This window comes from Rhizobium sp. BK399 (assembly GCF_014194695.1).
In the GTDB taxonomy this organism is placed as follows: domain Bacteria; phylum Pseudomonadota; class Alphaproteobacteria; order Rhizobiales; family Rhizobiaceae; genus Rhizobium.
In genome coordinates this window covers 253,821-266,103 of the sequence record NZ_JACIAH010000004.1, presented here as the reverse complement: position 1 = coordinate 266,103, position 12,283 = coordinate 253,821, and the positions used below count along the sequence as shown (strand labels likewise).

The window sequence follows — 12,283 nt, the reverse complement described above, 5'->3', positions numbered from 1 at the left end:
AACCAATGGGCGCGCTTCCTAGAATATTAGGGACCGCGCTCATTGTCGTTTAACAATGCTGTGGCAGAAATGAGCGCAATCAGATGGAGAAACGGTCGATGAAAGCCTCTGCCCGAATTCTGACATGCATCTTCGCGCTCGCTGCGTCTCCGGCATTGTCGCAGGAAGTCCCCAACCGCACACCGAACTTCTATGCCGGCCAGCGTGTTCCTGGCACGGTGAACGTGCAGACGACGGTATCCCTGTCCGTGCCTGTCGAGGCCGGGGAGGAAGCCGGGGAACAGATCAAGGCCGCGCAAAAGGGCTTCTACATGATGGCTGGGGGGCAATGCGATCTCATCCTGCAGACGCTGGTCGAGAGCTGCCAGATCATCAACCTCACCAGCAGCGCCGATCTCAATCGCGGTTCGCGAAACGACATTGTTGTGCGTGGCACGGTGACGATGGCGGTCAAGCTCAGGGACGCCAAGCAGAACCCCTAGCGTTCTCCGGCATAGTGGGCCGAAGCGGCAGAGCGCGCCGCTTCGGCTCGGGTATTGATCAGGCCGCTGCCTGCTTGCGCTTGATGAGCGCATCGATGCTGAAGGGGCCACCGCCGGCCGCAACCAGATAGAGAAAGACAAAGCAGAACAGGATTGCGGCGACGCCACCGTTCTGCGCTGGGTAGAACCCTTTTGGGGCATGCCCGATGAAATAGGCAAAAGCCATCAGACCCGAGAGGACGAAAGCCGCGGCGCGTGTCTTGAAGCCTGTTAATACGAGGAAGCCGAGCGTCAGTTCGAGCAGGCCGGCGATCCAGGACATCGAGCCTACGTCTGGCACTCGTTCCGCGGCCGGAAAATGCAGGATCTTCTGCGTGCCGTAGCTGAAGAGCACGAGCGAGGAGACGACGCGCAACAGGCTGAGGAGATATGGCTGCGCCAGGTGGATCGAGGAGAGCATCGGGTTCCTTTCGTGGTGATGTCCTCCTTGCTCTCTAGCGTGGCTTCCAGGGATCGCAAATTCACGACTTCTGACATCAGCGTTATCAGCGTTTTCAATATGATAGCATTTGATTGCGCGCTGACATGCTGGCACGGCTCTCGGCGGCCGGATGCGCGTATACAGGTCGATCGTTCCTTGCGTGAAAGCACGCTGCGATCTCCCGTGATCTGACTCCGTCATCCGCTGCCTTGATTTTGGCGTGGTGCCCGCCTAGATTGCGGTCATCGCCAATACCAACAGGATGTGTGCAGCAATGGATTTCACCCCGATCGCAACGCCAGTTCGCCTTGCCATTCGGGAGTCCTTTATCCATGCCTGCATCCATTACCCTGTCCAATCTTTCGTGGTCCACGCCTGACGGGCGCACCCTTCTTTCCCAACTCGATCTGAGCTTCGGCGCTGAACGAACCGGCCTCGTCGGTCGCAACGGTGTCGGCAAGACGACGCTGCTGAAGCTCGTTTCCGGCGAACTGCAGCCGCAGTCGGGCAGCATTGCCTTTGGCGGACGCCTCGGCATCCTCCGCCAGTCGGTTCAGGTGGAGGAGGGCGCAACCGTCGCCGATCTCTTCGGCGCCAGTGATGCGCTCGCTATCCTTCATCGCGCCGAAGCCGGCGAGGCCACCACTGACGAACTCGCCAATGCCGATTGGACGATCGAGGCGCGGATTGCCGCGGCGATCGAACGCGTCGGGTTGGACGCGAAACCGGAAACGCTGCTGACCTCGCTTTCGGGCGGGCAGCGGACGCGCGTGGGTCTTGCGGCTCTCGTCTTCTCGGATCCCGATCTCCTTGTGCTCGACGAGCCGACCAACAATCTCGATCGCGATGGGCGGGAAGCCGTGATCGCCTTGCTCGCCGGCTGGCGCGCCGGCGCCATCGTTGTCAGCCATGATCGCGAACTGCTTGAAACCATGGATGCGATCGTCGAGATCACCACGCTTGGCGCCCGGCGATATGGTGGAAACTGGAGTGCCTTTCAGGAGCGCAAGTCGCTCGAGCTCGCTGCCGCCGAACACGATCTCGCGGACGCCGAGCGGCGCGTTGCCGATGTGGCCCGCAGCGCCCAGGTCGCCGCCGAACGGCAGGCCCGCAGTGACCGTAACGGCCGCAAGAAGGCGGCACGTGGGGATATGCCGCGCATCGTCGCCGGCGGCCTAAAGCGGGCGGCGGAAAACACCAGCGGCAACAAGGTTCGCCTTGGCGAGAAACGTCGCGAGGAGGCGATGGAAGAGGCCTCGGCGGCGAGGAAGCGGATCGAGATCCTGCAGCCTTTCTCGGCTCAGCTCGCCTCAACGGGACTGCCGCCCGGCAGGGATGTTCTCAGACTGGAAGGCGTCACCGCCGGCTATCGGTCGGAGGCGCCAATCATCCGAAACCTCTCCCTTACAATCACCGGCCCCGATCGTGTCGCTATCGCCGGACCGAACGGCTCCGGCAAGACGACCCTGCTGGCCCTGATAACAGGCGCGTTGCAGCCGTGGTCCGGAACGGTCGCCGTCATGACGGGCTTTTCGCTGTTCGATCAGAGCGTCAGTCTCCTCGATCGATCGCTATCGATCCGCGAGAATTTCCGCAATCTCAATCCCGGCGCCAACGAAAATGCCTGCCGCGCGGCGCTGGCGCGTTTCATGTTCCGGGCAGATGCCGCCCTGCAGCAGGTGTCGACGCTGTCTGGAGGGCAGTTGCTGCGCGCTGGGCTTGCCTGCGTCCTCGGCGGTGCGAAGCCGCCGCCGCTGCTGATTTTGGACGAGCCGACCAACCATCTGGATATCGATTCCATAGCGGCCGTCGAGGCTGGCCTTCAGGCCTATGACGGTGCGCTGCTGGTCGTCAGTCACGATGAGGTGTTTCTGGAGAATATCGGCATATCGCGACTGATACAGCTTCCGCTGGGAGAAGAGGTTCTTGTCTAGGCAGATGGCTGCCGGATCAGATGTAGAGGCCGGCCATCTTGCGCCAGGCGCCTGCGCGATGCGCGCGGCCGTTCCAGACATGCAGCTGGTGGCCGACCTGCTTTTCCGCCAGCAGGCGGCTGAGGTGGTAGTTGTTGTCGAGGAACGGGTCGGCGTCGCCGATGGTCAGGACGATCTCGACCTCGCGCAGTTTTTCCAGCTGCCAGCCGCTATGCAGTCCCGGCAGGAAGTGCGTCGGCGTATGGAAATAGACGGCGTCGTCGTAATAGCCGTCGAACAGATCGCCGAAGGATTCGACCCTGATCGTCAGGTCATAGCGGCCGGAGAAGGCAACCAGCTTGCGGAACAGGTGCGGATGCCGGAAGACCAGGCTGGCGGCCTGGAAGGCGCCGAGGCTACAGCCATGTACGATGGTGCACTCATGTCCGTTCTTCGATGCCATCAGCGGCAGGACTTCGTTCAGGATATAATCTTCGAAGGCCGTGTGGCGGCGGATGCGGTCGGCCGGATGACGGTCGAAGCCGTAGAAGGTCTCGGCGGCGAGCCCCTCGATGCAGTAGAGCTGCAGTTGGCCGGCGTGCAGCTTTTCGGCAAGGCTCTCTATAACGCCGAGCCTTTCGTACTCCCAGAAACGCCCCTCGCGGGTCGGAAACATCAACACCTTGGCGCCGGCATGGCCGAACACCAGCAACTCCATCTCGCGATGCAGGCGCGGACTATGCCAGCGCAGATACTCCCGGTTCATAACACCTTGAAGAAATCTCGCACTTTCTCGCGCAGGATCGCGCTCTGCTCAATGCTTCCGGGATAATCGAAGTGTCCCGCATCCAATATGAAGGTTTCATTATATTTTGATGTCGGCAGGGCGTTGGCCACCGCGAACTGGCAGGGCGGTGCCACGGCTGGGTCGAAGAGGGCGACGGCTGCGAGCATCGGCACCTTGATCCGGCTTGCAGCACTGGCGGCGTCGAACATGCGGAGGGTGTCGAGCACGCTTCCGTGTGCCTTCTGGTACGTCTGCACGGAATCGGCGCTGCCGACGGTCGGCAGTGTCAACCATTGTTCCCGGTCGCCGAAGGTCGGGACGACGAGGTGGCCGCGATCGATGCGCGGATCGAACGGGATCGCCAGCGCGCCGATGCCGCCGCCGAAGCTGACGCCGCTATAGCCGATGTGGCCGGAGAGCCATGGATAAAGTGCCAGAAGCGTTGAGACGGCAAGCCAGAGATCGTCGATGCAGCCACCGATAATGTAGGTGTCCGGACGCGCGATGCCCTGCAGGACGTGGCCCGACGCATCAGCCGGAATCGGTGGCCGAGCGCTGAGCGACAGGCCGCGGGCGCAGGGGAAAAGGATTGCAGCTTCCTCGACCGGCAGGTCGAAGTCGGGCGCGTCGCGACCGCCATAGCCGTGGCCGACGACAAGCCCGCGGCGCACCGGCCGCCGCCGCGGCAGGAGCAGCCAACCGCCGATCCCGAATCCACCGGTCGAAGTGTAGGTGATGTCGAGGACCTGCCAGTCGGGATGGGTCAGCTTGCTTTTCCGAAGCACCGGCTGTGGGTCGGTGGCGATCGCCTTTTCGTATCGGTCCCGCCAGAAGGCGTCGAAGCCCGGCGGCGCCTCTGGCGGTACGATCGCTCGGAGGTCGGCAAGGGTCATGCCGTAGGTGGGGTCGAAAGCGAAGGGGTGTGTGGTGGGAATGCTCATGTGAGGGTTGTTTCGCGAAAAGGCGGGCAATGCAAGGCACGAACGCCTGATGCGTAAGGCGCCCTCGGGATGGCTAACCTGAAACGTTACAGTGTTGTTACTTCCACCCTGTACAACACCGGTCCGCTTGGCTAAACCGCCTCTCGAAACCATGAAGAACGGGATTTCCATGATCGATCCGAAGACCCTTGCTGCCCGCTTCCCGGGCGATTTCACCTTTGGCGTTGCGACGGCAGCGTTTCAGATTGAAGGCGCTTCCAAGGCAGACGGCCGCAAGCCCTCCATCTGGGATGCCTTCTGCAACATGCCGGGTCGCGTCTTCAACCGCGACAATGGCGATGTCGCCTGCGATCACTATAACAGGCTCGATCAGGACCTCGATCTCATCAAGTCCATGGGCGTCGAAGCCTACCGCTTCTCGATCGCCTGGCCGCGCATCATCCCTGACGGCACCGGCCCGGTGAACGAGGCAGGTCTCGATTTCTACGATCGCCTCGTCGATGGCTGCAAGGCGCGGGGCATCAAGACCTTCGCAACGCTCTACCACTGGGATCTGCCGCTGCTTCTTGCCGGTGACGGCGGCTGGACGGCGCGGTCGACGGCATATGCGTTCCAGCGCTATGCCAAGACCGTGATGGCCCGCCTCGGCGACCGCCTCGACAGCGTCGCGACCTTCAACGAACCGTGGTGCATTGTTTGGCTCAGCCATCTCTATGGCATTCATGCGCCGGGCGAGCGCTACATGCAGGCGGCGCTGCACGCCATGCACCACATGAACCTCGCGCACGGTCTCGGCGTCGAGGCGATCCGCGCGGAAGCGCCCAATGTGCCTGTCGGCCTCGTGCTCAACGCCATGTCCGTCATGCCGGGCTCCGACAGCGCGGCCGATCAGGCGGCTGGGGAACGTGCTCACCAGTTCCACAACGGTGCCTTCTTCGATCCGGTCTTCAAGGGCGAGTATCCGAAGGAGTTCCTGGAAGCGCTCGGCGACCGCATGCCTGTTGTGGAAGAGGGTGACCTGAAGATCATCAACCAGAAGCTCGACTGGTGGGGCCTCAACTATTACACGCCGCTGCGTGTCGCCGATGATCCTGCGAAGAACGGCGATTTCCCTTGGACCGTCGAGGCGCCACGCGTCAGCGACGTGAAGACCGATATCGGCTGGGAAGTCTATGCGCCTGGCCTGAAGAACGTCGTTGAGGATCTCTATCGTCGCTACGAGCTGCCGGAGTGCTACATCACCGAGAACGGTGCCTGTGACAATACCGGCATCGAACAGGGAGAAGTCAACGATACGATGCGCCTGGATTATTACAGCGAGCACCTCGATACGGTCGCCGACCTGATCAAGGACGGCTATCCGATGCGCGGCTACTTCGCCTGGAGCCTGATGGACAATTTCGAGTGGGCCGAGGGCTACCGCATGCGGTTCGGCCTCGTGCATGTCGACTACGACACGCAGGTTCGCACGGTGAAAAAGAGTGGCAAGTGGTACAGCGAGCTTGCCGCGCAGTTCCCGAAGGGCAACCACAAGAGCAGCTAAGGGCACATGGCGCGAATCGGCGCCGTGGCTTAAACCCAAGCGCATGGAAAAGCCGCTCGTCCTCTATGCGATCTGCGGCAGCCAGCGAAAGGCTTCGACCAACCGCCGGCTGCTCGAAGCCCTCCGCGACAACGCACCTGCAGGTGTCGCGATCGAGATCTCGGATCTGATCGGCGAACTGCCGATCTTCAGCCCCGACCGCGAGGGCGAAAGCACGCCAGCGATCGTTGAAACGTTCGCAGCCAAGATCCGGGCGGCCGACGGCATCATCGTCGCCTGTCCGGAATATGCCCATGGCCTGCCGGGCGGATTGAAGAACGCGCTCGATTGGCTCGTGTCCCGTGACGAAGTGCCATTCAAGCCTGTGATGATCGCGCATGCCTCGCATCGCGGCGATTTCGCGCTAGAACAGTTGACCGAAGTGCTGAGGACGATGTCGTTCGCCCTCGTCGACGGCGCCTTTTTGCGGCTTCCGTTGCTCGGAAAATCGGACGACGCGCTGGCAGCCGCCTTGGCCGAAAGCACCATAAGCGGTCCCCTCGTATCAGCACTTGTAAAATTCTGTGCTGCAATCAATATCCCAAAGATCTGATCGCGTCAGACAAGTATTTGAAATATTTAAAAATATTCTGCGTTTCTGTGGTCATCACGCTGGAAGGCGGATGATTAATCGTTACATCGATCTTTAACCGTTTCTTGAGCCCTTGGCTGGCAGACTTCCTCAATCGGGGAGCAGTGAATGCGGGTAATTTTCGGGGGAAACAAAAGAGGTTTAAGCTTCGGTCGCCATGCGACCGTCGCTGGCGTGCTCTTTTCCTTCGCCATAGTCGTCGCGATCGTCACCCTTCTCGTGCTGAGCGCGCTTCAACGCGTCGCGGACCGTTCGAATGTGCTGGACGACGAGCGCTCACGGGAAACGATGTCCGGCGCTCTGAAGACCTTCGAGATGCAGCTGGGCGCGACGCTCAACGACTACGCAGCCTGGGATGACGCTGCCGTTAACGTCTATGCCGCCGATGGCATGGCTTGGACGATCAGCAATTATGGTGAGATGTCGGTCAACAGTTCGCTGTTCGACATGGCGATCGTGATCGATGACGAGAAGAAGCCGATCATGGCCTATCAGGAAGGCAAGCCGATGGACGGCGCGCTGAATGATTTCTTCTCCTCTTCGCTCTGGACGCTGTTCGACAAGGTGAAGGTTGCGGCCCCGCAGGACAATCCCGAGGCTACAGGCTTTGTCAGCACGAAAGCTGGGATCGCCGTCGTTGGCGTGGCGCTGGTGCGCGAGAAATCGGGCTCGCTCGATATTCCGGCGGGAAAGCATCGCTACCTCATCTTCGCCAGGCATCTCAACGCCGACAAGGTTACGGAGCTTGGTGCGACCTACGTTATTGGCGGGTTGAAGCTGGTCGCTCCGGAATTCGAAACTCCTTATTCCGTGACGATCACCGACGCGCAATCGGTTGCTCTCGGCAAGCTGGTCTGGGTGTCGCGAGCGCCCGGCGATATCGGCTATGGCGAGGTTCGTCCGATGGTCGTGAAGGCGGTCGGGCTCGTCGGCCTGTTCTTCATCGTCCTCCTCATCATCGGCTGGCTGGCGCTGCGACGCCTCAAGGCGGAGGAAATCAATGCCCGCGAGGAAGCCAATCGTGACAGGTTGAGCGGTTTGATGAACCGCGACGGGCTTGGAACGGCGATCGACGCCTTCGTCGCAGAAGCAGCCGATACACGCCGCAATGTGCTCATCCTTTACCTCGATCTCGACGGCTTCAAGGAAGTCAACGACGCGTATGGTCACGGGACTGGCGACCAGCTGATCCGCGCGGTTGCCGCCGGTCTCAACGTGCTCATCCCGGAGGGCGCTGTTCTGGCCCGCATCGGTGGCGACGAGTTCGCCATCGCTTTTGTCTCCGAAAGTGAGCATGCGGTTGCTCTGCAGCTTTCCGAGCAGATCCTGGACTTCCTGGCCGAGCCCCTGGAGATCGGCCGGCGTGTCGTTGTCATCGGCGCGAGCATCGGCATCGCCATGTCGGAAGGCGGCGCGATCGACCGCGAGGAACTGGTTCGTCGTGCCGACCTTGCCATGTACAAGGCCAAGGAAGCCGGCCGCGCGCGCATGACGCTTTACGATCCGGCAATGGATGCGGACCGCGCGGAGCGCAACGCTCTGGAACTCGATTTGCGGATGGCGATCGAAGGCGGCGACTTGCAGATCGCCTATCAGCCGCTGATCGACGCCGCGACGCATGAAATGACTGGCGTCGAGGCGTTGGTGCGGTGGAATCGTCCGGGCCACGGACCCGTCTCGCCTGAAGTTTTCATCCCCATTGCGGAAACCAGCGGGCTGATTGAGGCGTTGGGTCTTTTTGTTTTGCGCAAGGCTTGTGAAACCGCCAAGCAATGGCCGGAACTGCGTATCTCGGTCAATGTCTCGCCAGGGCAGTTCCGAAACCCGGCTTTTGCCGACTATGTCCGATACGTGTTGAAGCAGACGGAGATCGAGGCCAAACGCGTGACGCTCGAAGTCACCGAAGGCTACATGATCCAGAACCCGCAGCGCACCCGTCAGGCGATCGAGCGGCTGAAGACGCTGGGGGTCAAGGTTGCGCTCGACGATTTCGGCTCGGGTTTCTCATCCATCGGTTATCTCAGGCAGTTCGGCTTCGATCGCATCAAGATCGATCGCTCACTGGTCATGAACATCCTCGAAAGCGAGAGCCAGCGCGAAATGCTGCAGGCGACCGTGGCGCTTGCCCGCTCGCTCGACATTCCAGTCACGGCTGAAGGTATCGAGACCGAGGAGCAGGGCATCGCGGTGCGGCTCTTCGGCTGCGATACGCTGCAGGGCTATTTCTTCGGTCGACCGATGCCCGCCGAGCAGATCACGGAACGGCTGATGCATATCCGCGCGGCGAAGGTTACGACCCGCCGCACCAACGCCGCCTGACGCAGGCTTTCAGCTGCCGATGTGCTTCTGGCCACGCTTCTTGGCGAGCGCAATCTGATGCTGCCGCTGGCGATAGCGCAGACGGTCGTCCTCGCTGCGCGTGTGGTAGCAGTTGCTGCAGGACACACCTTCCTCGTATTGCGGTGATGTAATCTGCTCGGCCGTGATCGGATTGCGGCAGGCGTGGCAGAGCTTGTGCTCGCCTTCCTTCAGGCCGTGCTCGACCGACACGCGCTCGTCGAAGACGAAGCAGGCGCCGTCCCAGAGGCTCTCTTCCTGCGGGACCTCCTCGAGGTATTTCAGGATGCCACCCTTGAGGTGGTAAACCTCCTCGAAGCCCTGCTCCTTCATGAAAGCGGTTGCCTTCTCGCAACGGATGCCGCCGGTGCAGTACATGGCGATCTTCGGCTTGTTGTGCAGGCCGCTGTTGTTGCGCACCCAGTCCGGGAACTCGCGGAAGGTCTTCGTGTTCGGATCGACGGCTCCGCGGAAGATCCCGATTGCCGTTTCGTAGTCATTGCGGGTGTCAATGACGATCGTATCAGGATCGGAGATCAGCGCATTCCAGTCCTGCGGCGTGACGTAGGTGCCGACCACCTTGTTGGGGTCGATGTTCTCGACGCCCATGGTGACGATCTCTTTCTTGAGCTTCACCTTCATGCGCAGGAAGGGCATCTTCGATGCACGGCTTTCCTTGTGCTCGAGCGCGGCGAATTCCGGCTGGGCACGCAGAAACGCCAGCACCGTCTTGATGCCCGCATCCGGGCCGGCGATCGTGCCGTTGATCCCCTCGTGCGCCAGAAGCAGCGTGCCCTTCACGCCGTTTTCCTCGCAAAGCGTCTGCAGCGGCTCGCGCAGGCTTTCGAAGCGCGGGGCCGAAACGAAATGGTAGAGAGCCGCAACGAGGAAGGGGCTCGTCGCAGACGTCGGTTGTGTCAGCGTGTCTGTCATGCGGCTGCAAATACAGCTTTCCGGGTTTTTGCGCAATTGGGGCGATTCAGCTCACCTGCGCGCGCCAGAGCAGTTCGATCCTGTCCGCTTCCTCCTGCGGATCATCGCCGAAGACGTCTTCTGCCCGCTCGAGTGCCGCACGTCGATCTTCCTGCTGGCGGAAGATGATCGCATCGAGCAGACGTGCGAGGTCGTCTGCATTCGGAAAGTGCTGTGGTTCCGCCTCCACCAGTGCGCATAGCACGTCGAGGTCATGGATATGGCCGAGCAGATCGATCAGGCTGCTCGTCACCTCGTATTTCGCCTTCATTGCAGCAGGCCAGAGTGGCCGGAGCAGCCGTTGGTAGGCCCGGTAGTCCTGTGCCCGCTTGCGCAATGTGTGAAAGGTTTCCGCCGAAGCTTCGGCCTGGCAATGCTCGATGGCCTTCCTCGCCTTCGATGTTGTGTCGCGCCAGCCCTTGGCGACAAGCCGTGCATTCCTGCGCGGACCGCCGTTGAAGTGGACCTCTTCAACAGCTGCGATGGCGTCCCTCAGCACGCCCGGTGCCTCGGCGAGTTTTTGATCAATGTCGGCTTCGGCTTCGGCCATATGGTCGCGCCGGTTTTCGAGGGCTGCGACGATGCGGCCAAGCGCCTTCGCCTCTGCTGTGTTGCGGGCGTTTGTCTTCAGGTACCTGACAGTCTCGATCAGCGCGGTCGCGTCCCGGATAGCGGAAAGCGACATTGCGAGATCGCGAAGCCGGGCGTTCTCCCGCTCGCGAAACTCCGGCACCTCGCTGGACACCAAGCGATAAAGGGAACGCACGCGCTTCAGGTTTTTGCGAAAGGCATGGATCGCCTCGTGCTTACCCTCCGGTCTTTCTTCAAGTGTACGGATCGCGTGAGACATCTGGCCTGCAGCGGCCTTCCGGAACTCCGCCGTGAAACTGTGGTCAGGCCGTATGCGAAAGGGCATGCCGATCGTGCTCGTATTCGGTGGCAAGCGCTTGGTTTGAGTAACGGAAATCGCCAGTGACCTCGCGGCCGACCCATGAAGGCAGCGAAGGATTGTCGCTCTCCGAGCGCATCTCCACTTCGGCGATCACCAAGCCACGGTACTGCCCGGCGAACACGTCAACCTCCCAAACGAAACCGCCATGAGGGACGCGATACCGGGTTTTCTCGATGATGATCCCGATTGCTTCGTCGAGCAGTTGCGCGGCGTCGGCGACGGGGATGTCGTATTCGAATTCCTCGCGGGTCAGCGTGCTCCGGCCGATCTTTACGGTCAGTCTCGCCTTCACATTGTCGAGTACGCGCACGCGTACCGAGCGGTCGTCCATCGAGGCAATATAGCCTTGCTTGAAAACGGATTTTGTTTCAGCTCCAGCGCGCCAGGCATCGCCGTGCACCAGAAACTTCCGCTCGATTTCTTTCGCCATTTCCGGTGAACCTTGTGTGACGATTTTGTTACGCTAGCCTAATTTTACCGCCATGGGTACCCATAGTATTCCAAAGATGTGTTTCGGCTCGACAAAGCTTACCCTTGGGGTTATTCCGATCCCGAATTCAATCGTTTCAAAAGGATCACGCGGCCATGGGCGAAAAGACAGAAAAGCTCCTTTCCATCCTGAAACTCCAGCCTGTTGTTCCGGTCCTGATCGTCGATGACGTCAAGTCCGCCGTTTCGCTCGCGCGCGCTCTTGTCGCAGGCGGTCTGAAGGCAATCGAGATCACGATGCGCACTTCGGCTGCGCTAGATGCTGTTCGTGCCGTTGCCGACGAGGTCGAAGGCGCCGAGGTCGGGGCTGGCACCATCCTCAATGCCGCCCACTGGGATGCTGCGGTTGCCGCTGGCTCCAAGTTCGTCGTCAGCCCGGGTGCAACACAGGAATTGCTCGACGCTGCGCGCAAGTCGTCGGTTCCGCTGCTGCCGGGTGCTGCGACCGCAAGCGAAGTCATGGCGCTGCGCGAGGAAGGCTATCAGGTTCTGAAGTTCTTCCCGGCAGAACAGGCTGGCGGCGCTGCTTATCTCAAGGCGCTGTCCTCGCCGCTAGCAGGCACCGTCTTCTGCCCGACCGGCGGTATCTCGTTGAAGAATGCAAGGGATTACCTGTCTCTGCCGAACGTCATCTGCGTCGGTGGCTCCTGGGTTGCGCCGAAGGAACTGGTCGCCGCTGGCGATTGGGTCGGCATCACCAAGCTTGCGTCTGAAGCAGCTGCCCTGAAGGCCTGATTTGGCGGGAAACCGCGCGT

12 protein-coding genes are annotated in these 12,283 nt (G+C 61.1%); 6 read left to right on the top strand and 6 right to left on the bottom strand.

What is annotated here, in order from left to right; all coding sequences use genetic code 11:
* The first annotated feature begins 98 nt into the window (after positions 1-98).
* Positions 99-482 carry a hypothetical protein gene (locus tag FHT97_RS12030; protein WP_183862385.1) on the top strand — a complete coding sequence of 128 codons (384 nt, stop codon included), beginning with the start codon at positions 99-101 and terminating at the stop codon, positions 480-482.
* A 58-nt stretch (positions 483-540) separates the two neighbouring features.
* Here FHT97_RS12030 and FHT97_RS12025 read toward each other — a convergent pair whose 3' ends face one another.
* Positions 541-942, bottom strand: a complete 402-nt coding sequence (locus FHT97_RS12025; RefSeq protein ID WP_183755875.1) for a DoxX family protein — start codon at positions 940-942, stop codon at positions 541-543.
* 353 nt (positions 943-1,295) lie between these two features.
* On the opposite strand from FHT97_RS12025, the gene FHT97_RS12020 reads away from it, so the two are divergent.
* Entirely contained in the window at positions 1,296-2,897 is a 1,602-nt protein-coding gene (locus FHT97_RS12020; RefSeq protein ID WP_183862384.1) for an ABC-F family ATP-binding cassette domain-containing protein, read from the top strand.
* A gap of 16 nt (positions 2,898-2,913) precedes the next feature.
* On the opposite strand, the gene FHT97_RS12015 is transcribed toward FHT97_RS12020, so the two are convergent.
* Positions 2,914-3,642, bottom strand: coding sequence for an alpha/beta hydrolase-fold protein (locus FHT97_RS12015; protein WP_183862382.1), 729 nt, complete (start codon positions 3,640-3,642; stop codon positions 2,914-2,916).
* A complete protein-coding gene (locus FHT97_RS12010) occupies positions 3,639-4,604 on the bottom strand; it encodes an acetylxylan esterase (protein ID WP_183862380.1) in 966 nt (321 codons plus the stop codon). Before FHT97_RS12010 ends, FHT97_RS12015 begins: the two co-directional genes overlap by 4 nt.
* 169 nt (positions 4,605-4,773) lie before the next feature.
* Between FHT97_RS12010 and FHT97_RS12005 the strand changes: the two genes are divergently transcribed.
* The 3 genes from FHT97_RS12005 (at position 4,774) to FHT97_RS11995 (ending at position 9,097) form a co-directional block, all read left to right on the top strand.
* Positions 4,774-6,147: a GH1 family beta-glucosidase gene (locus tag FHT97_RS12005; protein ID WP_183862378.1), complete on the top strand. Its 1,374-nt coding sequence runs from the start codon at positions 4,774-4,776 to the stop codon at positions 6,145-6,147.
* 43 nt (positions 6,148-6,190) lie between these two features.
* Positions 6,191-6,739 carry an NADPH-dependent FMN reductase gene (locus tag FHT97_RS12000; protein ID WP_183862376.1) on the top strand — a complete coding sequence of 183 codons (549 nt, stop codon included), beginning with the start codon at positions 6,191-6,193 and terminating at the stop codon, positions 6,737-6,739.
* 147 nt (positions 6,740-6,886) lie between these two features.
* Entirely contained in the window at positions 6,887-9,097 is a 2,211-nt protein-coding gene (locus FHT97_RS11995; RefSeq protein WP_183862374.1) for an EAL domain-containing protein, read from the top strand.
* Positions 9,098-9,106: 9 nt separating this feature from the next.
* Here FHT97_RS11995 and FHT97_RS11990 read toward each other — a convergent pair whose 3' ends face one another.
* From FHT97_RS11990 to FHT97_RS11980, 3 genes are read right to left on the bottom strand one after another with little or no spacing between them, the layout of a single operon-like run.
* The gene (locus FHT97_RS11990) at positions 9,107-10,048 is read right to left on the bottom strand and encodes a rhodanese-related sulfurtransferase (RefSeq protein ID WP_183862372.1); all 942 of its coding nucleotides are present in this window, start codon (positions 10,046-10,048) and stop codon (positions 9,107-9,109) included.
* 46 nt (positions 10,049-10,094) lie between these two features.
* Entirely contained in the window at positions 10,095-11,003 is a 909-nt protein-coding gene (locus FHT97_RS11985; protein WP_183862369.1) for a CHAD domain-containing protein, read from the bottom strand.
* Positions 10,981-11,469 carry a CYTH domain-containing protein gene (locus FHT97_RS11980; RefSeq protein WP_183862367.1) on the bottom strand — a complete coding sequence of 163 codons (489 nt, stop codon included), beginning with the start codon at positions 11,467-11,469 and terminating at the stop codon, positions 10,981-10,983. The genes FHT97_RS11985 and FHT97_RS11980 overlap by 23 nt, the downstream gene beginning before the upstream one ends.
* 155 nt (positions 11,470-11,624) lie before the next feature.
* Here FHT97_RS11980 and FHT97_RS11975 point away from each other — a divergent pair, with 155 nt between their 5' ends.
* Positions 11,625-12,263, top strand: coding sequence for a 2-dehydro-3-deoxy-phosphogluconate aldolase (locus tag FHT97_RS11975; protein WP_183862365.1), 639 nt, complete (start codon positions 11,625-11,627; stop codon positions 12,261-12,263).
* The last annotated feature ends 20 nt before the right edge of the window (positions 12,264-12,283 follow it).